We start from the raw sequence: 26,328 nt of genomic DNA on the forward strand, positions 1-26,328 counted from the left end.
GGCCTATCCCTTCAACCCGCTCGACGTGAGCGACTGGACAAAGGTCTTCTGCGCCAGCAGGAACGCCACCAGTACCGGCAGCACGGTGATCACATTGCCCGCCATCACCGCCGACCACTTCGTGTGGTGCTGCCCCTGGAACGTCGTCAGCCCGAGCTGCAGCGTGTACTGCGTGTCATGGTTGATAGCGATGAGCGGCCACGACAGGTCGTTCCAGGTGGTCAGGAATGTCAGCACCGCGACCGTGGCCAGCGCGGGCCGGGCCAGCGGCAGCACGATCGAGAAGAGCACCCGCAGCCGTGAACACCCGTCGATCCAGGCTGCCTCCTCCATCTCCCTGGGCAGGGCGAGGAAGAACTGCCGGAACAGGAAGACGGCGAACGGAGTGACGAGTGACGGCACGATCAGCGCGCCGAGCGTGTCGATCAGGCCCAGTTGCCTCATCACCAGGAAGGTCGGAATCATCGTCAGCTGGAACGGGATCACCATCGTTGCCAGCATCAGCCCCAGCAGCACCCGAGACCCGGCGAACCGCAGCCGCGCGAACGCATAGCCGCCCAGCGCCCCGAACAGCAGGTTCGACACGACAGCGACAGCCGCGACGACGAACGAATTGGCGAACCAGCGCGGGAACATGGCGTTGCCGAGCACATAGCGATAACCGCCCAGGTCGACGCCCTTGGGCCACAACGCCGGCGGAAACCGGTTGATCTCCGCGTTGGTCATCACCGAGCTCAGCACCAGCCACACCAGGGGCAGCGCGAAGCAGAGGGCCAGGGGCGCCAGCAGCAGATGCCAGCCGCTGAACCGCCGTGAGGTGACCGGCTTGCTCGAAGTGACCGGCGTACTCATCGGACCGCTCCTTTCGTACGTTCCTGCCGACGCCGTACGACATGCAGCGCGCCGCCCGCCACCAGCAGCGCCACCGCGAGGACGTACGCCGCCGCGGCCCCGTAGCCGGCCGTGAACATCTGGAACGCCTGCTGCCAGACGAAGTAGACGACGACGGTGGTCGAGCCGAGGGGCCCGCCCTTGGTCGTCACATAGATCAGGTCGAACACCTGGAGCGCCGTGATCAGCTGCCACAACAGCAGGAAGACCGTGACCGGCGTGAGGGTCGGCAGGGTGATGTGGCGCAGTACCCGCCAGCGCCCCGCGCCGTCGATCCGCGCGGACTCGACGAGTTCGGGCGGCACGTCCTGGAGTGCGGCGAGATAGACCACGACGCAGAAGCCGACCCCGCTCCACAGCGAGATGAGCACCAGCAGGTAGATCGCCTGGTCCGGGTCGGTCAGAAACCCCTGCGGCGAGACGCCCAGCTTGTGCAGCAGCGAGTTCGCCGCCCCGAACTCCGGGTCGAGGATGAACGAGAACAGCACGCCCTGGGCCGTCGCCGACACCACGAACGGAACGAAGACAAGCGTCCGGTACAGGCCGATGAACCGGATACGGCGGTTGAGCGCCAGGGCGAGCGCCAGTCCGCCGAGCAGGCTGAGCGGTACGTACAGGGCCGTGTACAGCAGCGTATTTCCCACCGCCGTATGGAAGTTGGGGTCCTGGACCAGTGCCCGGTAGTTGTCGAGGCCGACCCAGCGGCCCGGTGTGACCAGGTCATCGGCCCGGAAGGAGAGCAACAGCGACCAGACGACCGGCACGATGCTCAGACCGAGGATGACGACCACCGCCGGGCTGATGAACCCCCAGGCGGTGGCCGTCTCGCGTCGGGCACGGCGGCGGGCGGCGCGTCGCGCGGCGGCCGGGGACACCGCGGCCCCCGGCGCGAGCGTGATGGCACGGGGCAGAGTGGACATGTCGGCCTCCCTCACCTGGAAGTCGCACGGGAAACTGAGGTCACCGGGGGATGAGCAGGGCCGCGTCCGCCGTGTCGGCGCACCGGCGCAGGGCGCGGGAGGGCGAGGCCTTGCCCAGCAGCACGGAGACGATCGCCTCCCCCAACGCCTGCGAGATCTGCGGGTACGCCGCGTGCACGGGCCGTACGCGGGCGGAGGCCAGGGCGTCGGTGAACACCTTGAGTCCCGTGGTGTCATGGGACTGCTGGCGCCACTCCGGTCGGCGCGCGGCCGCCGAGCTGAGCGGGAGGCTGCCCGCCGAAATACCCCAGCGCACGTCCTGGGCCGGCTGCATCATCCAGCGCACGAACTCCACGGCCGCGCGCGAGCGGGCGGAGCCGTTGTCGAAGACGGTCCAGGTGTCGGGGCCCGAGATGGTGATCGGCCGGCCGCTATACGTCGGCAGTGGCACCACGTCGTAGTCGATCTTGGCGGTGATGATGTCAGGGAGCTGCCAGGGCCCGGTCGCGACCATGGCCATACGGCCGCCCAGGAAGACCTGGTACATCTGCTCGCCGCCGGGTTTCGGGTCGACGTACACACTCTTGCCGCGGGCCAGTTGGGCGAGGGTCTCCAGCGCCCGAACGCCCTGGTCGGCGAAGCCGATGGCCTTGCCGTCGTCGGCGACGACGTCCCCGCCCAGGTCCCAGATCATCGGCCACAGCCGCCAGACGGTGTCCTCGTCGCCCGTCCCGGGCCAGCCCGTGCCGAAGACGCCCCGGCTGGAGTCGGTCAACTTCCTTGCCGTGTCCACGAATTCGTCCCAGCTCCAGCCCGCCTTCGGGAAGGGGACCCCGGCCTGCCGGAACAGCTTCTTGTTGTAGACGACGGCCAGGGAGTCGAGTACCGCCGGTGCGGCCCGGACCTTGCCGTTGACGGTGACCGCCTCCCGCACCGGACCCCAGAAGGCGTTCCACGGTGTGGGACCCGCACGCACGGCCGACGTGAGATCGACGACCCGCGGGCTGCGCGCGATGCTGGCCAGGTCCGAGCCGAACACGTAGGCGATATCGGGATACGAGCCCGCGGCGAGCGCGGCCGTCACCTTCTGCAGCATCGCGTCGGCCACGACCCCGCCGCCCGAACTGTCGACGCGTATCCGCGGATGCGTCCGGTTGAACCCGGCGACCAGCGCCTCCACGGCCTTCCTGCCCGTGTCGTTCTGGCCGTGCCACAGCTCGACGGTGACCTTGCCGTCGGCGCCCACGCCGTCGGAGGTGCCACCGCCACAGGCGGCTAGGAGTGGTGCGGCGGCGGCGCCGACGAGCAGGGTCCGGCGTGCGATCGCTGTAGTCATCACGCCTCCCGTCAGCGGGTCCTGCGGACGTAGTCCGCATGGCCGGGCGTCGACACCATCACATCCCGGCGCACGATGCTCAGTCGGTCGCCGAAGCCCGAACGGGCCTTGCGCAGACCGCTGTCGGTGTACTCGATGACGACCACCCGGTCGTGGAACGCCTTCGCGTAGGTCCCGCACTCGTCGTATTCGCCGCACTCCTCCGCCACCGCGAAGTCGAGCCCGGTCCGGGCCCTGAGCCCCGCCAGCTCCACGGTGTTCTTCTGGCCGATGGCCAGCTGCCGGGCGTGCGCGTGCGCCGAGAGCAGGGTGATGAAGGCGGTGGCGTCGTCGGCGGTCAGCAGGTGCCGGGAGCGCGTGTAGCTGTCGTAGTTGTCCGGCTCGACGGCGTCGAAGCCCTTGTCGGCGCAGTCGTCGATCCACCGGTTGATCCGCGCGGCCACCCGCTTGCGCTTGGCCGGTGTACCGATGTCGAGCAGCGCTTCGCCCCAGTCGCGGTCGACCACGACCTTGCCGTGCGCGTCCCGCAGCAGCAGGTCGGCGGGCCACTGCTTCCGCTCGTCGGGCTGTGCCTGGAAGGCGTTGACGTAGCAGATGTTGTACAGGCCGGGCGCGGGCGAGGCCGTACGGTCGCGGCTGACGATCCGGACACCGGGGGGCGGGGGATAGGCGCCGCCGATCTGGTAGTCGAAGCCGGCGTGCAGCGGCGGAAGTTCGACACCCCTCGAGGTCGAGCCGGGCTCGGGCCTCGACGAGGTGGCCGAGGCCGCGGAGGATGCCGAGGCGGAGGCAGGCGCCTGGGACGACGACGTGGCCGGAGCGCTGGAGGAACCGGACGGGCTGTGCGGCGAGGCTCCGGTGTCCTTCCCTGAACCGCAGCCGGTCAGCGTCAGGAGGGTTGTCAGGACAGCGGTTGCCCCCAGACCTCCGACGCGGGAAACACGCTTGACGGGCATGTCCGCTCCATCAATCGCGAGTACGACCCCGCCTCGGACGCTTCCCGCGATCCTGGCGACTTTGGCCGGACTTGAACCGAGTCCGCTACCGGCTGGGCGCACCTCTGCGTGCCGGGTCGCACCACGGCACGCAAGGATCAAAGCGTGCGAGCACGCCCGCGTCAAGGGCCCGCTGTCCGGAACGGCAGCCGGTCACCTCCTCCACGGGGCCGGGGCTCGGGCCGGCGCCGACGAGCGCGTCGCACGGCCGACCGGGCGGCCTGCGCGGCCGCCGACCTCGGCCCTCTGACATCGGACGGCTGCGGCAGTTCCCGGCGGATCCCTGCCCACGCTCAAGCTCCTCATGGAATCCTGATCCGAGCTCTATCGTCAGGACATGATCGGAGACCGCATCGCACTGGCCGTCCACGAGCACGGGGGCGACGGCCCGCCTCTGCTCCTGCTCCACGGCGCTGGACGCACCCTCGCCGACTGGGCGGCCGTCGCCCCGCTCCTCGTACCCCACCACCGGGTACTCGCCGTGGACCTCCGCGGACACGGTCTCTCGCCGTCGGGCACCTGGGACTTTCCCCACGTGCTCGGGGACATCGAGGCGGTACTGGAGGAGCACGGAATCCGCGGCGCGGTGCCCGTCGGACACTCCCTCGGCGGGATGATCGCGGTGCGCCACGCGCTGGAGCATCCGGAGGTCACGCCCGGCGCGGTGAACCTCGACGGATACGCATGGGGCCGCCTCGACCAGTACGTGGGCCTGGAGCCGGCGTACGTCGAGCAGCGGCTCGCCGAGGTGCGGAAGCTGGCGGCGACGGTGTCGGGCGAGCCGATTCCCGCCGAGGGGCTGAAGGCAGTGCTCGCCCAGCAGCGCGCGATGTCCGGTCAACTGGGCATCCCCTACGAGCTGTTGGAAGCCGGTGTCCTGCGCTCGATGCGCCAGAGACCGGACGGACGGCTGGAGTTGGGGCCGGAGCGCGTACACGCGCTGGAGATGCTGGACGCGATCGACTCGCTCGACCTCTTCGCGCTCTTCCACCAGGTGCCCGTACCGCTGCTGCTGGGGCGCGCGCTGCGGCCCGTACCGTCGATCCCGGGCATGGACTGGCTCGACGAACTGATGGCGGCGTACGCCAAGGGGCTCGCCCGAGACCTGGCTCAACTCGTCGACGAGCGCGCCGAGGTGACGGTCGCAGAGATCGACGGCACCCACGCGATGCTCCTGGAGAACCCCAGGGCGGTCGCCGACGCGATCCTCGGCTTCACCTCGGCGATTCCCGCGTTCGCCGGATGACTTCGGTCGGTGTCGGGTGGAGCGTCGGCCGCGGCGTGAACTGGCCCTGCCGGTCCGCCCGGTGGACGAGTTCGCGGCGGCGGAGACGTAGTCACTGGTGACGACGGGGCCCCGCTGCTGCCCGAGTCGCCGGAGTGACCGGGCCGGTCAGTGGGCAGTACGCGCCGCGAACTCCGTGCCGCAGGGCCCCGCGCCCTCGCTCTCCGGCAGGGCGACGGGATCCCCGCTCATCGTCAGCGTCCGGTAGAAGCCGCCGATGCGCTCGGTGGAGCGGCCGACGTAGTGGCCGATGAAGGAGCGGCGGAAGCGGTCGAGGCTGCGGTTGGGGCCGGAGCCGTGTACGAGACTGCCGTTGAAGAAGAGGACGTCACCCGGTGCCATGTCGACGGGGACGGCGGTGAGGCCGGGCGGCGGCGGAACGTACTCGCGCGCGAAGGACAGGGCCGCGTCCGCCTCCTCCGGGCAGAACAGATCCATCCGGTGCGTGCCCGGTACGACCTCCAGACCGCCGTTCTCGCGGTCGATCGCGTCGCAGGCGATCCAGGCGGCCACGCAGGTACCCGGCTCGACGCGCAGATAGAAGTTGTCCTGGTGCAGTGCCTGGCCACGGGCACCGGGTGGCTTGAAGTAGAACATGCTCTGCGCGGCGAGGGGTTCCTCGCCCAGCAGGGTCTCCAGGATGCTCCGCAGCCTCGGATCGAGGAGGCAGCGCAGGGACAGGGCGTTGATGCGGTGCGGGTGCATGACGCGGGGATGGGCGTGCAGCGGATCGGCTGGGCCCTCGGTCTGCGTGGCGCGGGGTTCGAAATGCCCGGGGATCGGCCCGGCGGCTTGCAGCGCGGTGAACTCCGCACACAGTGCGTCGATTTCGACGCGGTCGAACAGTCCGCGCACCACCGCGAAGCCGCTCTCCTCGAACTGCCGGAATCCGCGCCTGTCCGTGATTGTCATCCGACCGTCCCTTCTCCTCGGTGTCGCAGATGCTTCACGCTAGGTGGGTGCGCCCGTCGGGAGGATGTCTGTGCGTGCTGACGCTTTGTCCACGGCTGCTGATCCGTCCCCGCCGCCCGGCCTGGTGACCATCGGATGCTTCGACCAAGGGCCGGGATACGCCGTCGACCGGCCGCACGGGGCGGACAGCTGGCTGTTCACCTGGACGACGGGCGGACGCGGGCGGCTCGCACAGGGAGCGTCGCAGGTGGTGGCCGGGGCCGGCGATCTGGTGGTCCTCGGGCCCGGCGTCGCGCACCGGTATGCCGTCGAAACCGGCGCCGGGCACTGGGCGTTCTGGTGGGTGCACTGCCAGGCCAGGGCGGCCTGGTCGGGGTGGCTGCGGCCGTACGCCCTCGATGACGGGCTGTACGCCGTCGGACCCGCGCCGGGCCACGGACCTACCCGGCGCAACGAGGACCGGATCGAGGCCGCCTTCCACCGGATGCTCGCCGATGCCCGCTGGACGGGAGACGGCCCGCCGCCGGCCCCCGCGGAACCCGCCGACGGCGAGGTCGCCGTCGCGCACGGCACCGCCGCCCGAGAGTTGACCCTCTGCTCACTCGAGGAAATCGTCCTGCTCACCACCGCCCGGGCGGAGCGGCGCCGCCCCGACATCGACGCGCGCATCCGGCGGGCCGAATCGCTGATCGCGGCCGACCCGAGCGCACCGCACACCGTACGGTTGCTCGCCGAGGCCGTCGCCCTGTCACCTTCTCGATTCGCCCACCTCTTCACCGAGCAGCTCGGCCGCTCCCCGATGCGCGCCCTGCGCGACGCCCGGCTGCTGCACGCGGCCCGGCTTCTGGAGGTCACCGAGCTCTCGGTGGAGCGGGTGGCCGCGGCCTCCGGCTTCACCAGCGCCTTCCACTTCAACCGGGTCTTCCGGCAGCGCTACGGCACACCTCCGGGCGCCTACCGGAACGGAACCGCTAGCGGTGCGGGGGAGGCGGCGGGATGGTCGTGACGTCCGGTGCCGCTTCGGGCCAGACCAGCAGCACCGGGCACGGCGCGTGGTCGACGACGAAGCGTCCGGCCCGTCCCAGGCTGTGCGGTCCCAGGCGGGTGCGGTCGCCGTCGCGGGCCAGCACGAGCAGGTCGGCGCCCTCCGCGGCGGCGACCACTTCCCGCTCGACGCGCCCGTCGCGTTCGACGCGTGTGCCGGGGCGGCCCAGCCGCTCGGCCGCCGCGTCGAGGAGCTGCGTGGCCGAGGTGGTGCCGAGGGTTTCCAGCCGGTCGCCGGGGTCGGGCTCGGAGTGTCCGCGGCCGAGCAGGCCGGCGAAGGCCCCGTGCGCCAGTCCGGGCACGCCGGGTTCGGTGACGTGCAGCAGAACCACGTCCGTGGCGTGCGGTGCGTGCGCGCGTACGGCGTCCACGCACGCGGGCCATGTTCCCTCGACCAGCCAGACGATCACCCGCATGCCCATCAGCCTCCGATGACGTGGAGCGAGATCCACAGCGCCAGTACGGCAGGGACCAGCGCGGCAGGCACGGTGATCAGACCGAGCCGGGTGAACTCCTTGAGGTCGACGCCGTGTTCGTGTTGGTGCACGATACGCCGCCACAGCAGGGTCGCCAGGGAACCGGCGTAGGTCAGATTGGGCCCGATGTTGACCCCCAGCAGCACGGCCAGCACCGCGCCGGGGCCGGATACGGCGGCCGGCGGCAGCAGCACGAGGACCGCGGGCAGATTGTTGATCAGATTGGCCAGCACGGCGGCGAGCGCCGCGATGCCGAGCAGCGCGGGCAGGCTGCTGCCGTTGGGGAGCAGGGCGTCGAGGGCGTCGGCGAGTCCGTTGTCGACCACCGCCCGTACGACGATGCCCAGCGCGAGGACGAAGGCGAGGAACGACGGAGCGGCGGCCCGCACCACGGTCAGCGCAGTGGCGCGGCGCCGGACGAGCGCGCGGGTGGCGAGCACGAGCGCCCCCGCCGCGGCCGACCACGCCGGATCGATGCCGAGCGCCGAGGTGACGACGAACCCCGCCAGCGTGCAGCCCACGGTGACCAGCGCGAACAGCGGAACCTCCGGCGGCTCGTCGGCACTCGGTGCTGGCGCGGCCGCGCCCAGATCGCAGGCGAAGAAGCGGCGGAAGACCACGTACTCGGCGCCGATCGCGACCAACCAGGGGAGCACCATCAGCGCGGCGAACCGGGTGAAGCTCAGACCACTGGCCGTGAACGCGAGCAGATTGGTGAGGTTGGAGACCGGCAGGAGCAGCGAGGCCGTGTTCGAGAGATGGGTGCAGGCGTACACATGCGGTTTGGGGCGGGCGCCCATCCGTGCCGCGGTGGCGAACACGACGGGTGTGAGCAGCACGATCGTCGCATCCAGGCTGAGCGCCGCCGTGATCGTCGAGGCAAGGGCGAAGACGGCGGTCAGCAGACGGCCGGGCTGCCCCGCCGCCCAGCGGGCCATCCACACTCCGCACGCCTGGAAGAGCCCCTCGTCGTCGCAGAACCGGGCCAGTACGAGGACCGCCGCCAGGAATCCGATCACCGGCCCCAGGTGGCCGGCCTCCGCGCGCACGTGGTCCCAGGAGATGGCGCCGGTGACCACGACCAGACCGGCGGCCGGCACCGCCACGACCGCCTCGGGCCAGTTGAAGGGGCGGATCACCGCGCAGACGAGCACCGTGACGAGCAGAACGACGGAGAGGGCTTCGGCGAGCGGGGTGTTGAGGGAGGCCGAGACGGTTTCGGCGAGCGGGGCGCTGAGGGGGGTGGAGGCGGCTTCGGCGAGCGGGGTGTTCCGTGCGCCGGAGAGGCCTTGGGCGAGCAGGGTCTGCAGGGTTCGGCCCTCCGGGAGGTGATCGTGGCGCCCGCCCATCACAGCAGACGCCGGGCCGGACGCCGCGAGGAGGCCGTCAGTCCTCGCCGATCAGCGACATCTCCGCCCAGATGGTCTTGCCCTCGGCGGTGTGCCGACTGCCCCAGCGCTGGGTGAGCTGGGCGACCAGGAGCAGTCCGCGGCCGCCCTCGTCGTAGGTCTTCGCCCGGCGCAGATGCGGGGCGGTGTGGCTGCCGTCGGAAACCTCGCAGATGAGGATGGAGGCGTCCTGGATGAGGCGCAGCCGTATGGGCGGCTCGCCGTACCGGATCGCATTGGTGACCAGCTCGCTCACCACGAGTTCGGCCGTGAACGTCGCCTCGCTGAGCCCCCAGGTGTCCAACTGCTCGACCACCTGCTTGCGGATCGGCGCGACGAGGGCGGGGTCGGCCGGGATGTCCCAGGTCGCCACCTGGGAGGGAGCCAGGCCGTGAGTGCGGGCGAGCAGCAGGGCAATGTCGTCCGGGGCGCCGCCGGCCGGAAGCAGCGCCTGCAGGACCGCATGACACGCCCATTCCAGGGACTGGGACGATTGCTCCAGGGCTCGGGAGAGCAGCTGGTGCCCGACGTCGGGATCTCGCCCGTGGCTCTCGATCAGCCCATTGGTGTACAGCGCCAGCACCGTGCCCTCGCGCAGTTCGAGTTCCACGGACTCGAACGGCATTCCGCCCAGGCCCAGCGGCGGTCCGGCCGGGAGCTCGATCTGCCGGGGCGGACCGTCCGGAGGCACGATGAAGGGCGCCGGATGCCCTGCCCGGGCGAAGGTGGAGCGCCGGGAGACCGGGTCGTACACCGCGTACAGGCAGGTGGCGCCGACCTCCCCGGTGGTGGCTTCGGCCCCGGCATCGTCGGACAGCCGCACGACGAGGTCGTCCAGGTGTGTGAGCAGCTCGTCCGGGGCCAGGTCGATGTCGGCGAGCGTGCGGACGGCTGTGCGCAGTCGCCCCATGGTCGCCGAGGCCTGGATACCGTGGCCGACGACGTCGCCGACGACCATCGCGACCCGCATCCCGGACAGCGGGATCACGTCGAACCAGTCGCCGCCCACCCCGGCACGCGCCGCGGGGAGGTAGCGCGAGGCCGCCTCCTCCAGCGCCGCCGTCCTGGGCAGTGACTGAGGGAGCAGGCTGCGCTGCAGGGCCAGCGCGGTCTCACGCTCGCGGGAGAAACGCCGGGCGTTGTCGATGCAGACGGCGGCCCTGGCCGTGACCTCCTCGGCGAGCAGTACGTCGTCAGGGGTGAAGGGGCCTGGCTGCCGGAACCGGGTGAGCACCGCGACGCCCAGGGTCTGGCCCCGGGCCCGGATGGGCACCGACATGGTGGTGTGAATGCCGTGCTTCGCGACGCGCTCCCACCGGCGTTTGTCCCAGGCCAGCCACTCCTCCAGCGTGGTGGTCGTGTCCGGTGCCACGATCGTCCGGCCGGCGATCAGTGAGTCGGTCTGCGGTGAGGAGGCGGGGTAGACGTCGACCGCGCCGAGCATGACGACCGCCTCGGGGGAACCCGGGTTCACCGATCGATGGGCGGCGCGGCGGAGCGTGATCGGGGCGGTCGGCGGCTCGGGATGCGGCTCGCTCCCGTGCTCCGGCGGATCGAGCAGGTCGACGCTGACGAAGTCGGCGAGTGCGGGCACAAGGACGTCGGCGAGCTCCTGGGCCGTTCGGGTGACGTCGAGGGTGCTGCCGATGCGCACGCTGGCCTCGTTGACCAGCCGCAGCCGCTCCCGGGCCCTGTACTGCTCGGTGAAGTCGTGTACGGCCAGGCACACGCCGCGCACACGCCCCTCGGCGTCGGTGAGCGGGGCCATCCGCACCATCCAGGCATGCGCGCGGTCCTCACCGCCCGCGCGCATGAACGTCTCCACGTCGCGCGCCTCCCCCGAGCTGAGCACCCCGTAGAGGTCCTCTTCGAGCCGCTCACTCTCTCGTTTGCCGCCTATTTCGGAGAACGTGAGACCTCGGATGCGGTCCTCCGGGAGACCGATCAGCTCGGCCATCGCGTCGTTGATTCCGTACAGGCGCAGCCGCTCGTCGTAGATCGCCATGGCGCACGGCGACTGCGTGAGCACTGCTCTGATCAGCGGGTCGTCATAGGCGCGCAGGTCCGCGCCCTCCAGCGGGGTGACCAGGAGCCATTCGCCCTTCGTTTCCCTGCGATGCGCCAGCAGCCACACGGGAAGGGTGTGTCCGTCGCGGTGACGCAGGGGGAGCGTGCCGCTCCAGCGGTCACCGGTGGGTTCGGGAGGGGTGGTGCCGTCCGCGCAGTCGAGCAGGGCGGCGGCGGGGCGGCCCTCGACCTCCTGCGGTGCGTACCCCAGCAGTCGGCGGGCCCCCTCGTTCCAGAGGACCAGGGTGCCGTTCTCGTCGATGACTGCCCGTGCCGTGGCGGCCTCGTCGACGGGGTGGACCGGGCTCATCGTCGCCACTCCATTGCGCACACTCACAGTGAACAAGCGCGTCACTCGGGTTCCAGCCTAGTGGCTGGGAGGTCTCCGCACCCCGGAACCAGGACCGCCGACGCGGCACATCCGCAAGGTGGATTTCCGGCCGAAGTGAGGTGCGGGGCGGAAGTGAGTGCCGGACCCTTGACGGCCGCGTGTGTCACCCCGTCAGAATCTGTTTGTTCACGATCAGTTGTGATGACTTATGGGCCCTGATGAGGGAGAGCCGCCATGACGGTCACTCGAAGATCGGTATTGATCGCAGGAACGGCCGTACCCGCGGCAGGCGCACTCTCCGGCGCCGCCGACGCCTGGGCGGCGCCCGCCGGGCGCGCCGCGGGGCGACGCACGGTCGAGTTGCGCGACGGCTGGCGCTTTGCGCTGGTCAACCCGGGCGGCATCACCGACCCCACGGGCGCGTACGAGGGCGCCGCCCAGCCCGGCTACGACGACTCGGCGTGGCGCCAGGTGGCTGTACCCCACGACTGGAGCATCGAGCAGACACCCACCACGGAGCACGGCACGACCAGCGGCACCGGCTTCTTCCCCGGCGGCCTCGGCTGGTACCGCACCGCCTTCACACTGCCGCCCACCCTCGCCGGCAAGCGGATCTCCGTGGAGTTCGACGGCGTCTACATGGACGCCCACGTGTACTGCAACGGCAAGGAGGTGGGCCGCCACCCCTACGGATACACGGGGTTCGCCTTCGACCTCACCGAGCTGCTGCACACGGACGGCACCACTGCCAACGTCATCGCCGTCAAGGTGCAGAACCAGCTTCCCAGCAGCCGGTGGTACTCGGGCAGCGGCATCTACCGCGACGCCCGCCTGGTGGTCACCGAGCCGGTGCACGTCCAGCGGTGGGGCACGTACGTGACGACGCCGGACATCACGGCGGAGCGGGCGCTGGTACGGGTGCGCACGACCGTCGTCAACGAAGCCGGTGCCGCTGCCGCGGTCGAGGTGATCTCGCGGATCGTCGACCCCGACGGCCGTACGGCTGCCCGTACGGCCACCACGGTCACGGTCGGCGATCGGGCGGACGAGACTCACGAACTCACCGTCGGGAAGCCGAAGTTGTGGGACTTTGCGACCCCGGACCACCGCTACACCCTGGAGACGGAGCTGCGGGTCGGCGGCGAGACCGTCGACACCTACCGCACCTCCTTCGGCATCCGGCAGTTCCGTTTCGACCCTGACGAGGGCTTCCATCTCAACGGCGCCCACGCCAAGATCAAGGGCGTCGACCTGCACCACGACCAGGGCGCGCTCGGGGCGGCGATCAGCATCGACGCCGTACGCCGGCAGATGACCATCATGAAGTCGATGGGCGTCAACGCCTTCCGGACCTCCCACAATCCGCCTTCGCCGCAGATGATCCAGGTCTGCGAGGAGCTGGGCATCGTGATGATGGTGGAGGCGTTCGACTGCTGGCGGACGGGCAAGACGACCTACGACTACGGCCGGTTCTTCGACGAGTGGTGTGAGAAGGACACCACCGAGATGGTCCTCGCGGCCCGCAACTCGCCCGCCGTGGTGCTGTGGTCCATTGGCAACGAGGTTCCCGACTCCACGTCCACCGCCGGGCTCGCCATGGCCGACCGGATCATCGGCGCCATCAAGGCCGCGGACGACACCCGGCCACTGGTCATCGGCTCGGACAAGTACCGCCGTGTTCCCACGAAGGGCTCCGCGGCCGACCTCATGCTCGCCAAACTGGACGGGCTCGGCCTCAACTACAACACCGCCAAGTCGGTGGACGCCCTGCGCGCCGCCTATCCGCACCTGTTCCTCTTCGAGTCGGAGTCGTCGTCCGAGACCTCGACCCGCTCCACGTACCAGGAACCGGAGCACCTCAACACCGGCGAGAACCACACCCCCGGCAGGCGCGCGACCTCCTCGTACGACAACAACCTCGCCTCCTGGACGATGAGCGGCGAGTACGGGCACAAGAAGGACCGGGACCGGAAGTGGTTCGCCGGGCAGTTCCTGTGGTCGGGCATCGACTACATCGGGGAGCCCACGCCGTACGACGTCTTTCCGGTGAAGGCGTCCTTCTTCGGGGCGGTCGACACGGCCGGCTTCCCCAAGGACATGTACCACCTGTTCAAGAGCCAGTGGACGGGCGAGCCCATGGTCCATCTGCTGCCCATGAGCTGGAGCCACGAGGCGGGCGAGACGGTCGAGGTCTGGGCCTACGCGAACGTCGGCACCGTCGAGCTGTTCCTCAACGGAAAGTCCCTCGGTACCAGGCAGTTCGACACCAAGAAGACCGCGGACGGGCGCCCGTACCTGGAGACCACGGAGGCGGCCGGCGACGACAAGACCTTCACCGACGGTCCCTATCCCGGGAGTTACACCAGCCCGAACGGCAGCGCGGGCAAGCTGCACCTCGGCTGGAAAGTGGCGTACGAACCGGGCGAGTTGAAGGCGGTCGCCCGCCGTGACGGCAAGACGGTGGCGACGGACGTCCTGCGCACCGCCGGGACGCCCCGTGCGATACGCCTCACGCCGGACCGCAAGGCGCTGGCGGCGGACGGGCGTTCACTGTTGTTCGTGACCGCGGAGGTGGTCGACGCCCATGGTGTCGTGGTGCCCGATGCCGAGGACCTGCTCACGTTCGACGTGGCGGGCGGCTCGCTCGCCGGTCTCGACAACGGACGTGAGGAGAGCGCCGAGCGCTACCAGGCCAGTACCCGAACCGCCTTCCACGGCAAGGCGCTCGCGATCGTCCGGTCCGGGACGAAGGCGGGCACCCTGAAGGTGACCGCCCGCGCGGAAGGACTGCGTACGGCGACCACGACGGTACGCACCACCCCCGCCGGGTCGAAGGCCACCACTCCGGCAACGCCGTTCGAACCGGACTACCCCGCAGCCCCGGACTACCCGTACGCGGACGCCAGTTACTCCGGCCGAACCGACACCCTTCCCGCTGCCATGCTCGACGGCGACGCGGTCACCGGCTGGTCCAACGCCTTCTACAAGTCGGCGACGGCCCTGCTGCCCGCGTTCAACGGAGCCCGTCCCGAGGACTGGGTCTCGGTCACCTGGGCGCGCCCCCGCACCGTCGACCGCGTCGAGGTCTCCTTCACCGTCGACGGGACGCATGCCCTGCCCGCGTCGGTCGTGGTCTCGGTCTGGGACGGCGGAGAGTATGTGCCGGTGAAGGGCGCGGCCGTCGACTGGGCCACCGCGTCCGACACGCCGACGGTGATCACCTTCGACGCGGTACGCGGTTCACGGCTCCGTCTCCTCATGACCAGCGGGCACCCGGGGGCCGCCGACGGCGGGCTGCGGATCAGCCGTCTGGAGGTCCCGGCCGGCTGACGGCAGCCGTCGCGTGTGCTCGGTCAGGGTGTGCAGTTCGGCACGGCTGAGCGGGCGGTGCACCTCGACGTACTCGCCGTGCGGCAGGCGCTTGACGATGCCGGTCGCACGGCCGTGCGCCACCAGCTCACGATCCCGCTGCTGCAGTCCCAGGCAGATGCGGCGGGTTGCGACGAAGACAACGACGGGTACCACGATCAGGGCGATCCGCACCGTCCAGGTCACCGTGTTGATCGACAAATGGAGGCGTGTCGCCACGATGTCGTTGCCGCTGCCCGCGAGCAGGATCAGATAGAGGCTGATCCAGGCCGTCCCGAGCGACGTACGGATCGGCCGGTTGCGCGGGCGGTCCAGCAGATGGTGCTCGCGCCGGTCGCCCGTGATCCAGGACTCGACGAACGGATAGACGCCGATCAGGACCAGGAGCAGCGGAAAGACGACGACGGGGATGAGCACGCCGAGCACGAGCGTGTGCCCCGCCACGGTGATCTCCCAGCCCGGCATGACCCGGACCAGCCCCTCAGCGAAGCCGAGGTACCAGTCCGGCTGGGCGCCCGTCGACACCTGGTCGGCGCGGTAAGGGCCGTACGCCCAGACCGGGTTGATGGTGGCGACCGCCGAGATCAGTGCGATGACGCCGAACACCAGGAAGAAGAATCCGCCCGCCTTCGCCATGTAGACCGGCATGAACGGGGTGCCCACGACGTTGCGTTCGGTCTTCCCCGGTCCGCCGAACTGCGTGTGCTTGTGGTAGACGACCAGGATCAGATGGGCGACCACGAGGGCCGCCATGATGCCCGGAATCAGCAGGACGTGCAGCGAGTAGAAGCGGGCGACGATGTCATGGCCGGGGAACTCCCCGCCGAAGAGGAAGAACGACAGATAGGTGCCGACGATCGGCATCGACAGAAGGGCCCCGTCCACGAACCGCAGTCCGGTGCCCGACAGCAGGTCGTCCGGCAGCGAGTAGCCGAACAGGCCCTCGAACATGCCGAGCAGCAGCAGCGTCCAGCCGAACAGCCAGTTCACCTCGCGGGGCCTGCGGAACGAGCCCGTGAAGAAGTGCCGCATCATATGCGTCAGCATCCCGGCGAGGAAGATCAGCGCGGCCCAGTGGTGGATCTGCCGGATCAGCAGTCCGCCGCGCACGTCGAAGCTGATGTCCAGGGTCGAGGCGTACGCCTCCGACATGCGGATGCCGTTCAGCGGCACATAACTGCCGTGGTAGACCACCTCGTTCATCGACGGGTGGAAGAACAGAGTGAGGTAGACGCCGGTGAGGACGAGAACGACGAAGCTGTAGAGGCAGATCTCGCCCAGCAGGAAGGACCAGTGGTCCGGAAAGACCTTGCGCAGATACTGCTTGCCGAGCGCGTAGACGCCGAGCCGGCCGTCGAACCAGTCGGCCACGCGCTCGCCGGAGGACGCCGTCGCACCCCGGCGGTCGCCGGCGGACGCCGTCTCGGCTGTGCGCTCGTCTGCGGACGCTTTCTCCGGTGGGCGCGAGGCGGCCCCTTCGACGGTCGTCACGCGTGCTCTCCTTTCGGCTCCTGGGCGTCTTCGTCCCTTCGTAGGTGCGTGAGCTTCTCGGGATTGGTGACGATGTAGACGTCGGAGACCTGCTCGCCGTCCGGGGTGAGGTCCATGACCATGACGGCGTACGGGGACTCGCCCTCGAAGATCACCGCGGAGTCGTCCCCATTGACGCGGCGGTAGCGGATGTCGAGGTTCGTCGCGCGGCGCGTGGCGTACCCGGCGAACAGGCGTGCCGCCTTGTCCCGGCCGTGCACGGGGCGCAGTCCGGCCGCGCGTGCCTTGCCGCCGCCATCCGTCCACACCGTCACGTCCGGCGCGAGGATCTCCATCAGCGCGGCGATGTCACCGCCGAGCGCGGCCTCCACGAAGCGTTCGGTCGCCTGCCGGCGTACCCGGGGATGGGCCCGGTACAGCGGACGGCGGGCGTGCACGTGCTCCCGGGCGCGGTGCGCGAGCTGGCGCACCGCGGCGGGGCTGCGGTCGATGACCTCCGCGATCTCGGTGTGCGGGTAGCCGAACACCTCGTTGAGGACGAACACCGCCCGCTCCAGCGGGGTCAGCGACTCCAGGACCACGAGCATCGCCAGCGACACCGACTCGGCCCGCAGAGTCCGGTGGTCGGCGGAGTCGGTGGGGGCGGGCTGGTCGAGCAGGGGCTCCGGCAGCCAGGGCCCGACGTATGTCTCGCGGCGGCGGGTGATGGCCGCGCGGCGTGCCAGCGCGTGGTTCACGGCGATTCGGACGAGGTAGGCGCGCGGGTTGGTGATTCCGTCGAGCGGAGTGCGGTTGGCGCGGCCCTGCCAGGACAGCCAGGTCTCCTGGAGCACGTCGTCGGTGTCGGCGACGCTGCCGAGCATGTTGTAGACGATCGCGAACAGCAGCTCGCGGTGGTCGACGAAGACCCGCGTCGCGCCGTCGGTGCCCGCCTCGGGGCTTTCGGACATGCCTTGCCTCCCTTGTTGCGCTCACTACTGCGAGGGGAAAAGGGGGCTCGAATGTGACATCGGACGGCGAAATGTGACGTTCGTCTCAGGCGGCTTCTCCGGCGTCACACCGGCCGTCGCGGCCGCCCTCTTGAACGCGAGTCCGAGGTTTCGGCACAAGGAGACACGCATCGTGTTCAAGAAATGGCACCATCCGGATGACCGGGCTGCTCGCCTGGGCGGCCGCGCTGTTCTGGATCGTGGCCGCGGCCGACGTCGGTTCGAGCTGGACGACGGTCGCCTTCCCGCTCTTCCTGGCAGGGCTGGGCGCCGGCTGCACCTTCGTCCCGATGGCCACGGAGGTCATGCGCAACGTACCGGCACGCCTGTCGGGTGCCGCATCGGGCGTCAACAATGCGCTGCGGCAGGTCGGTTCGGTGCTCGCGGGTGCAGTCGTCGGCGCCGTGCTCCAGGCCCAGCTCGCGAACTCACTCACCGACCAGGCGCGGCAGCGCGCCGGGCAGCTCCCCGCCGCCTACCGCGACGGCTTCTACAAGGCGGAGTCCGACGTGAACGCCCGGCAGTCGGCCGGTGCCCCGTCCGGAGTGCCGCACGACGTCGCCGACCGCATGCGGGAGCTCGGCGGCCAGGTCTTCGGCCACGGCTTCGTGGACGTGATGGGGCCCGCGATCCTCGTCTCCGCCGTGGTCCTGCTGACCGCGCGCTCGCCTGCCTTGCCGTACGCCGGCACCGCGGCCCGTCCGCCAACCCGCACGCGCTGGCCGTGTACGAGCCCGAACTGGAGGAAGTCGCCTCATGAGTATCGACCTCACCGTCATGTACGCCGCCCACGACGCGTTCCGGCGCGATCTGGACCGCCTCGGCAAGGCCGTGGCGGACGGCACCGCCTTCACCCCTCAAGTCCGCGCCGGCTGGGACAACTTCACGCACCAGCTGCACATCCACCACACCGCCGAGGACAGCGACCTGTGGCCCCGGGTGCAGCGCAAGGTCGCGGGCCGCCCCCAGGACATCGCCCTCCTCGCGGAGATGGAGGCGGAGCACGCCCGCCTCGACCCGCAACTCGCCGCCGTCGACGCGGCCCTCAGGAACCGGTCGGCCGAACTCGCCGAACTGGTCCACGCGTTGGCCGCGATCCTCGACGACCACCTGGCGCACGAGGAGGCGAGCGCCCTGCCGCTCATCCAGGAGGTGCTGACGCCCGCGGACTGGGGCGCCTTCACCGGACGCATGCGCGAGACGCAGGGCATGCGCGGGGCCGCCGTCTTCGTACCGTGGATCGTCGACGGCATCCCGCCCGCCGACCGCGCCGCGTTCCTCGGCGCGCTGCCGCCGCCCGTCCGCGTCCTCAACCGCCTGTTCTGGGAGGCGGGTTACCGCAGGCGCGGGCTGTGGGGGACCTGACCGGGCCGTCGGCGGCCCCGGTTCCGGGGGTGCTCAGGCGGGCTTCGGCTCCATCCAGCTGTCCGGGCCGGGGTCGCCGCCGGGCGCCCGTACGGTGAGCCGGTCGAGGTAGTGGTTCCAGCCCTCCTGGTGCGGTTCGCGGGCCGGCTCGGGCAGTCCGGAGTGGGTGAGCGTGAGCAGGGTGCCGTCCGGTTCTGGGGCGAGGGTGACCTCGACCCGGCTGCTGCCGGGCGGCACCGGGTCGCCCTCGTTCTCCCAGCCCCAGGTGAAGACGATCCGGGTGTACGGCTCGACCTCCTCGAAGCGCCCGGAGGCGGTGGCGTCACCGACGACCCGCATCCGGTACGCGCCGCCGGGGGTCGGGTCGAACACGCCCTCGATGCCCTGCCAGGACAGCCAGCGTTCGGTGTCGGTGAAGAAGGAGAACACGGTCTCCGGGCGGGCCTTGATGTGCCGCTGTACGACGACGGAGCCGTCGGGGGTGATGGTCACGTCTGCTCCTCCTCCCGCTCGGCCTGTTCGGCGAGCGCGGCCAGGGCGTCCAGGGAGTCGCCCCACATGGACTCAAGGTAGGCGGCCAGCGGTCCCATCCCAGCACGGTCCGCGCGGTAGTACCGCTTGGTGCCGTCCTTTCGGACGACGACCAGGCCCGCCTCGCGGAGCACCTTCAGATGCTGGGAGACCGCGCCGAAGGTGACGTCGAAGCGCTCGGCGATCTCTCCGGCCGACAGCTCCTCGTGCCACACGAGCTGCAGAATCGCCCGCCGCCGCGGCTCACTGATCGCCTTCACCTGATCCACGCTGCTTATTTTAGTCACGGCTTTAACTTGCGCTGCCCCGGTACTTATTTTAGTGTCGGCTAAAGAACGAGGTTCGGGGCAATACCGGACACTCGCGACAGACCTGACGATCCCGGGAGGACATCCGATGCCCGACATCGCGATGCAGCTGACCATCGAGGCCGAGGCGGACACCGTCCGCGCAGCCATCACCACCGAGACCGGCGTACGTGGCTGGTTCACGGCGGACGCCGAGATAGGAGAGGGCGTCGGAGCCGAGCACGCGCTGAGCTTCCCCGGTGTGCCGGAGCCCTGGCGGCTGAGGATCACCGAGTCGGGCGACCGGCGCCTGGTGCTGGCGGGGGAGAACGGCCCGTGGGCCGGCACCACGCAGACCTACGAGATCCTCGACGTCCCGGAGGGCGGGGTCCTGCTGCGCTTCACGCACGCCGGATTCCCGGCGCAGGACGACGCCTATCGCAACTTCACCTACGGCTGGGCCACCAAGTTCACGGCGCTCAAGTCGTACGCGGAGACAGGCAAGGCCGATCCCTTTTTCGGCTGAGCCGAGTCCGTCTTTGTGAGCCGTCCTTTTCCGTCCTTTCCGAGACGGTCCAAGTCCTTTTGAACAGGAGCAACCCCGATGAACGCCACTCCCGTGGAACTCGCCGACCAGCTTGCCCGCGCCGCCCGCAACCTGCAGGCGTACGCCGAGCAGCCCGCCCTCACCGGCAAGCGTGAACTCCCCACGCCCTGCGCCGACTTCGACGTCCACCGGCTCAGCGAGCACCTGCTCGGCACGCTCGTCATGAGCGGATACGCCGCAGCGAAGGAGTCGGTCCCCGCCGACGCGCCGAAGGAGCTGACCGAGGCGCCCTGGGTGGCCTTCCCGCCGCTCGTCGACCGGCTCGCCGCCGCGTGGGCCGAGCCCGGCGCCTGGGAAGGTGAAACGCCCTTCGCGTCGAGCACCTACCCCGCGCCCTTCGCCGGGATGATCACCATCATGGAGCTGACCGTGCACGGCTGGGACCTGGCTACCGCCACGGGTCAGTCGTTCAGGGCCGACGACGACGTGGTCGCCACCGCGACGGCCGTCGCCGGACAGATCGCCGAGGGCGCCCGCGCCAACGGAGCCTTCGGCCCGGAGTTCGAACCCGCCGCCGACGCCACCCCGCTGGAGCGGCTGCTCGCCCTCACTGGACGGAAGGTCGCCTGATGGCGGACGCGGACCAGTTGTTCGCGCGTATCGGCGAGGACCTCGCACCGCGCGGGGCGAAGCTCTCCAAGATGTTCGGGATGCCCTGCCTCAAGGACCCGAACGGCAAGGCGTTCGTCGGCCTCCACGAGGGTGAACTGGTCGTCCGCCTGCACCGCGACACCCCCGAACACGCCGAGGCCCTTGCCCTCGCCGGCGCGCACCTCTTCGACCCCATGGGCGGTCGCCCGATGAAGGACTGGGTCTGCCTGCCGCTCGCCGCGTCGGCGCACTGGCTGCCCCTGACGGAAGCGGCACGCGCTCAGCCGCGCTGAGGCCCGGCGCGGCGCCGCCCGGCGGGGCACCCGCTAGGGTGCTCCGGTCGGCGCTGCGGCGCGTCCCGCGCGCAGAGCCACCGCCTCGCCCGCGCTCTGGCCCGCCACCAAGGCGCGCAGGAACGCAAGCACCGCGTCGACGTCGTGACCGGCCGCCGCGGCCTCGATGTGAGCGTGCAGTTCCGCCTCGACCGCGGCCACCGCGCGGGCCGTCTCATGGCCCGCGGGAGTGAGCGTCAGCTCCACATGGCGCCGGTCATGGCTGCCTTCCTCGCGGCGTACGAGTCCCGCGGTCACCAGGCGGTCCACCAGGCGGCTGGGATTGCCGCCGCTCTCGCACACCAGCAGGGCCCCGAGTCCGGACATGCTGAGCGGCTGCCGCTCCGTGAGGAGCCGCAACACCTCGGCCTGGGCGGGCGTCACTCCCAACGGGCGTAGCCCTTGGGCGAGTTGGCGGTTCCCCTCACGCTGCGCAGCCAGGATGAGGAAGCGGACTTCTTCGGCCGGCTCCATCGTGCGGCACTCCCGGGATCAATAGACGACGGAACTACGTTACACGACACCTATCCGCTCGATCGTCGTCCCGTGGGCTGGCCGGACAGATATGTGTCGTGTAACTTAATGACACGACACAGGAAGCGGTGAGGTTCATGAGCGAGATCGCGTATCGAAAGATCGTCGTGGAGCGGTTCGGCGGCGCCGAGACCATGCGGCCCGTCGAAGCCACCCTGGCGGACCCGGCGCCGGGGTATGCCCGAGTGAAGGTGCTGGCCTCCGGAGTGGGCTTCACCGACCTGATGGCACGTTCGGGCGACTATCTGCTGCAGCGCAAGGTGCCGTTCACGCCGGGCTACGAACTCGTCGGCGAGATCGTGGACTTCACGCCTGACGGCCCCCTGCCGGCCTGGCTCCAGGAGGGTGTGCGTGTCGCGGTCGCCCTGACGAAGATGGCCGCGTACACCGAGTACATCTCCCTGCCGCTGTGGCAGCTCGTCCCGTTGCCCGACGGCCTCGACCCGCTGTCGGCCGCCACGATCCCGCTCGACTATCTGACGGCACTGAGCGTGCTGGAGTCCCACGGCCGTGTCGCGGCCGGGGACACGGTGCTCATCCAAGGCGCGAGCGGGGGAGTGGGACAGGCGCTGAGCCGGCTCGGTGCACTGCGCGGACTTCGGATGTACGGCACCGCCTCTGCGCCCGGTGCCGAGCAACTGCTCGCACAGCACGGCGTGACCTTCATCGACTATCGCCGGCAGGACTTCGAGGCCGTCCTGCGCGAGCGCGAACCGGGCGGTGTCCAGGCGGTGTTCGACCACATCGGCGGGGTGGGGCTGCGCAAGGCGTATCGCGTTCTGTCGCCCGGGGGAGTACTGGTCAGCTACGCGTTCTCGGGCCGCCCGGGGCACATGGTCGGCGACACCGTGCGCGGAGCGGCACGCGTGAAGCTGATGAATCTGCGGCCCGGCCGGCGCGCCGCACTGAGCATGGTGCCGGCCGAGATCAAGGGCGATCACGCCTGGTACCGGGCGGCTCTGGAGCGCGTGCTCGAGATGGCGGCGCGCGGCGAGATCACGCCGCGGATCGGCTCCGTACACCCGCTGATGAAGGCCGCCGACGTGCATGCCGCGCTCGAACGCCGGGAGATCACCGGGAAGGCCGTCCTGGTGACGGACCAGGGGTGACGGGCGGCACCCGGCCCCTCCCGGTACCGCTCTGCATCGCCCTTGACCTGGTGGTATTTACGGGTAAGTACCCGCGCGGTACCGTGAGGGCATGCCAGCTCTCAACGTGGAGTTCAGCGACCGCGAGCTAGAGGACCTGCGGCAGATAGCCAAGGAGCGCGGTACGTCGATGAAGGCCCTGGTGCGGGAGGCGGCCGCGGCCGACATCGTGCGGCACCGGGCGCTGCAGGAAGGCGCGGAGGTGTTCCGCCAGTTCTTCGCCGCGCACGCCGACGAGTTCGCCGCCGCCTTCCCCGAGGACGAGCCACCCGCCAAGGGCGAGGGGCGGGTCGCCTGACCGATGGCCTCCGTCATCCATATCGACGTGCCCTGGCTGCTCCAGCGCCACGAAGAGGTACTGCCCGACCAGCCCACGGTCAACGACTTCTCGGCACTCGTCGCCGCCGTGGCCCGCCACCGCGTCGACCCGCCCCGGCTCGGCGTCGACTCCGACCCGGCCTGGCGGGCAGCCGCGCTCCTGCACACCCTGGCCCTGCTGAAGCCGTTACCGGCCGCCAACGCCCGCTTCGCCTGCTCGGCGGCGGTCGCGTACATGTTCGTCAGCGGCGTCGGCATCGACCCGCCGTACGGCGCCCTCGTCGATCTCGCCCGCGATCTGATCTCCGGCAAGACGGACGTCTACGGCGCGGCCGACCGACTGCGGTCCTGGCAGATCTGACAGAGCGTGAGCCTCCCCGGCCCGGTCTCGAAGCCGCCGTGGGACACGGCGGCGGCAGCCGACGGCATGCGGAGGAGGACGAGGCGGATCTCGTCGTCCGCCCAGCCGAATCGGCCTGAATTCACGGCCCTTCCGGTCGGCGTGAGAATTCCTGGCGCAGACAGCCGTGGCGCTCTACCGCAGCCGCCGTACCCCCGGCCCATGCCCGCGGTCCGTGGAACCCCGAGCGGTGTCCTGCGTTCTGGCGAGCTCCGTCCACGGCAGGCCGACGAAGGGGACCACCGGCGACGCCATCTTGGCGGGGCCCCATTGCGGTAACGCCGTCCAGTCCCCGGGGCGTTCGGCCGCGAGTCCGGCAGCGGGCCCCGCCCTCGGGGCCGCCGACCGAGGGCGGGAGGATCGGGGCCGGCGGCCGGTTTCGCGCGGGAGAGCCGCCTTCCTGCGCGGGGCCTCCGAGAAGGGCCGGTTCCAGTGGACTACGGAGCTCCGTGTGCCGGGAGCGTGCGCGGGCCGCCGGCGTGTGCGCGCGGTTCACACGGGGCGCATGGAATTTCGAAAGCCGGTGCGAGCGGCGCGAGTTGCCTCGGGATCTGACTTTCTTTCAATGATGCAGATGTTGCTCAAGTGCCTTGTTGGTCATGAGCGTGTTGTGCGAGGGTGAACGTCCTACGCAGGGTCAATGACCGGGCCTGAATCACCGTTCGCTATTCCGGGCTGTCGTCGAGCTCATAAGGCTCTTGACCGACGGTCGCCGTACGGACTTCGCTCCCGACCGTTTTCCCGGCGCTCCGTCAAAAAGGTACGCACCAATCAGAGCTCCTTTTCGGCGGACAAGAACTTCTGTGTGCCACCTTGCACCTTGGAAGGAACCCGCTCCGTGCACACCCCCCACCCCCCTCGTCCCCCTTATCCGCCCAGTGGCGTTCCCGGCGAATCCGACGAGAGTCTCGCCGCCCTGCTGAGAGGCCGGACGGAGAGCGATGTCGCTCATCCTGTCGCACTGTTGATCGCCCGGCACTGGCAGCCGACGTACGACTACGCGGTCATCTGCCTCGCTTCTTCGGCGAACGTCGCCTCCATGGTGACCGCGACCTCCTTCCATCGGGCGCTCGACGGTCTCGTGCAGGGCGACCCCGGTCTCGCGCTCCGGCCCCAACTCCTCGTCACAGTAAGAGACACCGTCAAGGAGTGGTCCGCGGACGATCGGATATCCGGTGTTCTGCCGGACTTGAGGAAACCCGCCGGAGGTCGCGGTATGCGCGCGGCGAAGTCCATGACGGCCGAAAATCGGAAGCTTGCCGAGCGCGCTTTCCACACCCTCCCGGCACTGGCCCGGTGCTTGCTGTGGCACACCGAGGTCGAGGCCGAGCCGATATCCGTACCAGCCGGTCTGTCGGGCATGGATACCGACATGGCGTCGGCGGCTCTGGAGCAGGCCCGGGAGCAATTCCGGGAGGGCTGCGTACGCGCCCACCGGGAACTCGCGCCGAGCAAGGAATGCGGCTTCTACAACCGGTTGCTGGACGTACCGATTCGTCGGGGCGGCGCCTTGCTCCCCGATGTACAAGAGCATCTGATGGAGTGCCCGTACTGTCGTTACGCGGCCGAGCAACTCAGCCATTTCGAGGGCGGGTTGGGCGTGCTGCTCGCCGAGGCGGTACTCGGCTGGGGCGCACGGCGGTATCTCGACTCCCGTCCGGGGCGCGCGGGGCAAGCGGTGCGCCCCCGGGGTGGATCCCCCTTCGGCGGCAGGCGGCAGGGAAGCGGCGGCGGTCCCGGCAGCGGCGGCCGTCCGGGAAGCGGTGGACGTCATCGCCTGCTGTCCCAGATCCCGGCTCCGCCCCGCCGCGTGGCCCAGCCGGGGCAGCGCCCGCCGAAGGCCCTGCTCACCGGTGCCGGCCTGTCGGCAGTCCTGCTCGTGACCGTCCTCGTCACCAGCCTGTGGTCGCACGACGACGGCGGCGCCGACCCCACCGCCTCCACCGGTGCGAGCAGCAGCCGCACCCTGTCACCCACCCCGGGCTCCCAGGCCCCGCCCGCCGTGTCCTCGCCGCCCACCTCGGCCGGACTCCCGACGAGCACCGAGCAGACCCGGCTGCGCAACCTCGCCGCCGACCTGTGCCTCGACATCCGGGGCGGCACGGCGAAGGCCGGCGCCGAGACCAGGCTGGCGGTGTGCTCGTCCGCCTGGACCCAGCAGTGGTCGTACGAGGGGGACGGTCTGCTGCGCAGCGTCGCCAACCCCGAGCTGTGCCTCGACTCGCACGCTGACAACGGTGTCGTGTTCCTGGACCGCTGTGTCGCCAAGAGCGCGGCCCGCGGCGACGACGAGCGCTACGACCTCACCGTGCGGGGCGAGTTGCTGCCCCGATGGAACGACCGACTCGCCGTCGCGCCCGCGTCCACCGACCCCGACGCCGACATCGTGGTGAAGGTGCGCGACGGCTCCGATCTGCAGCGGTGGCGGACCGATTCGGCCTCGGCCGGCCCCGAGTCGCTGTCGATCGCGGGCACGACCATCCCCTCGACCCAGCCCGCCGGCGATCCGCCGTCGGCCGGCAGCACGCCTGAGACACCTGGCGAGCCGCAGGGCGAGCGGTCGACGGGCGTGCCCGCCGACCCGGACGCCACCCCGTCGGAGACCTACCAGGAGCCGCGCGCCGTGGCCGTCAATGACGACGACGGCGAAGCGAGCCCGGCGCCCGCGTTGCCGCTGCCCCTGCGACTCCCCGACATCACCACGGGAGTTGGGCTGTGACG

General features: G+C 70.4%; 25 protein-coding genes and 1 pseudogene. 12 read left to right on the plus strand and 14 right to left on the minus strand.

The genetic code is table 11. The annotated features are described in order from the left end of the window. Window positions 1-3: 3 nt before the first annotated feature. The 4 genes from ACZ4RZ_RS19240 to ACZ4RZ_RS19255 are packed head-to-tail and all read right to left on the minus strand — an operon-like array spanning window position 4 to window position 4,103. The gene (locus ACZ4RZ_RS19240) at window positions 4-852 is read right to left on the minus strand and encodes a carbohydrate ABC transporter permease (protein WP_467746027.1); all 849 of its coding nucleotides are present in this window, start codon (window positions 850-852) and stop codon (window positions 4-6) included. Then, the gene (locus ACZ4RZ_RS19245) at window positions 849-1,811 is read right to left on the minus strand and encodes a carbohydrate ABC transporter permease (RefSeq protein WP_467746028.1); all 963 of its coding nucleotides are present in this window, start codon (window positions 1,809-1,811) and stop codon (window positions 849-851) included. The genes ACZ4RZ_RS19240 and ACZ4RZ_RS19245 overlap by 4 nt, the downstream gene beginning before the upstream one ends. 40 nt (window positions 1,812-1,851) lie before the next feature. Beyond that, window positions 1,852-3,147, minus strand: a complete 1,296-nt coding sequence (locus ACZ4RZ_RS19250; protein ID WP_467746030.1) for an ABC transporter substrate-binding protein — start codon at window positions 3,145-3,147, stop codon at window positions 1,852-1,854. 11 nt (window positions 3,148-3,158) lie between these two features. Beyond that, entirely contained in the window at window positions 3,159-4,103 is a 945-nt protein-coding gene (locus ACZ4RZ_RS19255) for an endo alpha-1,4 polygalactosaminidase (protein WP_467746031.1), read from the minus strand. A 376-nt stretch (window positions 4,104-4,479) separates the two neighbouring features. On the opposite strand from ACZ4RZ_RS19255, the gene ACZ4RZ_RS19260 reads away from it, so the two are divergent. Beyond that, entirely contained in the window at window positions 4,480-5,388 is a 909-nt protein-coding gene (locus ACZ4RZ_RS19260; RefSeq protein WP_467746033.1) for an alpha/beta hydrolase, read from the plus strand. Window positions 5,389-5,535: 147 nt separating this feature from the next. On the opposite strand, the gene ACZ4RZ_RS19265 is transcribed toward ACZ4RZ_RS19260, so the two are convergent. Continuing rightward, window positions 5,536-6,339, minus strand: coding sequence for a phytanoyl-CoA dioxygenase family protein (locus tag ACZ4RZ_RS19265; protein ID WP_467746035.1), 804 nt, complete (start codon window positions 6,337-6,339; stop codon window positions 5,536-5,538). A gap of 64 nt (window positions 6,340-6,403) precedes the next feature. On the opposite strand from ACZ4RZ_RS19265, the gene ACZ4RZ_RS19270 reads away from it, so the two are divergent. Then, the gene (locus ACZ4RZ_RS19270) at window positions 6,404-7,345 is read left to right on the plus strand and encodes a helix-turn-helix domain-containing protein (protein ID WP_467746036.1); all 942 of its coding nucleotides are present in this window, start codon (window positions 6,404-6,406) and stop codon (window positions 7,343-7,345) included. Here ACZ4RZ_RS19270 and ACZ4RZ_RS19275 read toward each other — a convergent pair. The 3 genes from ACZ4RZ_RS19275 to ACZ4RZ_RS19285 are packed head-to-tail and all read right to left on the minus strand — an operon-like array spanning window position 7,311 to window position 11,624. Continuing rightward, complete coding sequence (locus ACZ4RZ_RS19275) at window positions 7,311-7,799, minus strand: universal stress protein (protein ID WP_467746038.1); 489 nt, start codon at window positions 7,797-7,799, stop codon at window positions 7,311-7,313. The genes ACZ4RZ_RS19270 and ACZ4RZ_RS19275 overlap by 35 nt on opposite strands. A 5-nt stretch (window positions 7,800-7,804) precedes the next feature. Then, on the minus strand, window positions 7,805-9,208 hold the full coding sequence (locus ACZ4RZ_RS19280; RefSeq protein ID WP_467746039.1) for an arsenic transporter: 1,404 nt from the start codon (window positions 9,206-9,208) through the stop codon (window positions 7,805-7,807). Between the two features lie 37 nt (window positions 9,209-9,245). After that, a complete protein-coding gene (locus tag ACZ4RZ_RS19285) occupies window positions 9,246-11,624 on the minus strand; it encodes a SpoIIE family protein phosphatase (RefSeq protein ID WP_467746040.1) in 2,379 nt (792 codons plus the stop codon). 255 nt (window positions 11,625-11,879) lie between these two features. On the opposite strand from ACZ4RZ_RS19285, the gene ACZ4RZ_RS19290 reads away from it, so the two are divergent. After that, entirely contained in the window at window positions 11,880-14,975 is a 3,096-nt protein-coding gene (locus ACZ4RZ_RS19290; RefSeq protein WP_467746042.1) for a glycoside hydrolase family 2 TIM barrel-domain containing protein, read from the plus strand. Here ACZ4RZ_RS19290 and qcrB read toward each other — a convergent pair. Both qcrB and sigJ read right to left on the minus strand, forming a co-directional pair. After that, window positions 14,886-16,385 (minus strand): cytochrome bc1 complex cytochrome b subunit, encoded by a 1,500-nt coding sequence (gene qcrB, locus ACZ4RZ_RS19295; protein WP_467746470.1) that lies wholly within the window; start codon window positions 16,383-16,385, stop codon window positions 14,886-14,888. The two genes, ACZ4RZ_RS19290 and qcrB, sit on opposite strands and share 90 nt — an antisense overlap. A 116-nt stretch (window positions 16,386-16,501) precedes the next feature. Next, on the minus strand, window positions 16,502-17,455 hold the full coding sequence (gene sigJ, locus ACZ4RZ_RS19300; protein ID WP_467746044.1) for an RNA polymerase sigma factor SigJ: 954 nt from the start codon (window positions 17,453-17,455) through the stop codon (window positions 16,502-16,504). 197 nt (window positions 17,456-17,652) lie between these two features. Here sigJ and ACZ4RZ_RS19305 point away from each other — a divergent pair. Then, a pseudogene (locus ACZ4RZ_RS19305) lies at window positions 17,653-17,820 on the plus strand (MFS transporter); the annotation flags it as partial. A 102-nt stretch (window positions 17,821-17,922) separates the two neighbouring features. Here the strand turns inward: ACZ4RZ_RS19305 and ACZ4RZ_RS19310 are convergent. Beyond that, window positions 17,923-18,096, minus strand: a complete 174-nt coding sequence (locus ACZ4RZ_RS19310; RefSeq protein WP_467746045.1) for a hypothetical protein — start codon at window positions 18,094-18,096, stop codon at window positions 17,923-17,925. Window positions 18,097-18,250: 154 nt separating this feature from the next. On the opposite strand from ACZ4RZ_RS19310, the gene ACZ4RZ_RS19315 reads away from it, so the two are divergent. Continuing rightward, window positions 18,251-18,859: a hemerythrin domain-containing protein gene (locus ACZ4RZ_RS19315; protein WP_467746047.1), complete on the plus strand. Its 609-nt coding sequence runs from the start codon at window positions 18,251-18,253 to the stop codon at window positions 18,857-18,859. 33 nt (window positions 18,860-18,892) lie between these two features. Here the strand turns inward: ACZ4RZ_RS19315 and ACZ4RZ_RS19320 are convergent, their stop codons facing one another. Both ACZ4RZ_RS19320 and ACZ4RZ_RS19325 read right to left on the minus strand, forming a co-directional pair. Beyond that, on the minus strand, window positions 18,893-19,351 hold the full coding sequence (locus ACZ4RZ_RS19320; RefSeq protein ID WP_467746048.1) for an SRPBCC family protein: 459 nt from the start codon (window positions 19,349-19,351) through the stop codon (window positions 18,893-18,895). After that, entirely contained in the window at window positions 19,348-19,659 is a 312-nt protein-coding gene (locus ACZ4RZ_RS19325) for an ArsR/SmtB family transcription factor (RefSeq protein WP_467746049.1), read from the minus strand. The genes ACZ4RZ_RS19320 and ACZ4RZ_RS19325 overlap by 4 nt, the downstream gene beginning before the upstream one ends. A gap of 127 nt (window positions 19,660-19,786) precedes the next feature. Here ACZ4RZ_RS19325 and ACZ4RZ_RS19330 point away from each other — a divergent pair, with 127 nt between their 5' ends. The 3 genes from ACZ4RZ_RS19330 (at window position 19,787) to ACZ4RZ_RS19340 (ending at window position 21,168) form a co-directional block, all read left to right on the plus strand. Continuing rightward, the gene (locus ACZ4RZ_RS19330) at window positions 19,787-20,203 is read left to right on the plus strand and encodes an SRPBCC domain-containing protein (RefSeq protein ID WP_467746050.1); all 417 of its coding nucleotides are present in this window, start codon (window positions 19,787-19,789) and stop codon (window positions 20,201-20,203) included. Between the two features lie 78 nt (window positions 20,204-20,281). Then, complete coding sequence (locus ACZ4RZ_RS19335) at window positions 20,282-20,854, plus strand: TIGR03086 family metal-binding protein (RefSeq protein WP_467746051.1); 573 nt, start codon at window positions 20,282-20,284, stop codon at window positions 20,852-20,854. Continuing rightward, window positions 20,854-21,168: a hypothetical protein gene (locus tag ACZ4RZ_RS19340; RefSeq protein WP_467746052.1), complete on the plus strand. Its 315-nt coding sequence runs from the start codon at window positions 20,854-20,856 to the stop codon at window positions 21,166-21,168. The genes ACZ4RZ_RS19335 and ACZ4RZ_RS19340 overlap by 1 nt, the downstream gene beginning before the upstream one ends. A gap of 33 nt (window positions 21,169-21,201) precedes the next feature. On the opposite strand, the gene ACZ4RZ_RS19345 is transcribed toward ACZ4RZ_RS19340, so the two are convergent. After that, entirely contained in the window at window positions 21,202-21,681 is a 480-nt protein-coding gene (locus ACZ4RZ_RS19345; protein WP_467746054.1) for a MarR family winged helix-turn-helix transcriptional regulator, read from the minus strand. 137 nt (window positions 21,682-21,818) lie between these two features. Here ACZ4RZ_RS19345 and ACZ4RZ_RS19350 point away from each other — a divergent pair, with 137 nt between their 5' ends. The 4 genes from ACZ4RZ_RS19350 (at window position 21,819) to ACZ4RZ_RS19365 (ending at window position 26,326) form a co-directional block, all read left to right on the plus strand. Next, complete coding sequence (locus ACZ4RZ_RS19350) at window positions 21,819-22,850, plus strand: zinc-binding dehydrogenase (RefSeq protein ID WP_467746056.1); 1,032 nt, start codon at window positions 21,819-21,821, stop codon at window positions 22,848-22,850. A gap of 91 nt (window positions 22,851-22,941) precedes the next feature. Beyond that, entirely contained in the window at window positions 22,942-23,187 is a 246-nt protein-coding gene (locus ACZ4RZ_RS19355; RefSeq protein ID WP_467746057.1) for a hypothetical protein, read from the plus strand. A gap of 3 nt (window positions 23,188-23,190) precedes the next feature. Further along, entirely contained in the window at window positions 23,191-23,568 is a 378-nt protein-coding gene (locus tag ACZ4RZ_RS19360) for a toxin Doc (protein ID WP_467746059.1), read from the plus strand. Between the two features lie 877 nt (window positions 23,569-24,445). After that, on the plus strand, window positions 24,446-26,326 hold the full coding sequence (locus tag ACZ4RZ_RS19365; RefSeq protein ID WP_467746060.1) for an RICIN domain-containing protein: 1,881 nt from the start codon (window positions 24,446-24,448) through the stop codon (window positions 26,324-26,326). The last annotated feature ends 2 nt before the right edge of the window (window positions 26,327-26,328 follow it).

The sequence above is a fragment of the Streptomyces sp. NPDC027189 genome (genome assembly GCF_055566975.1).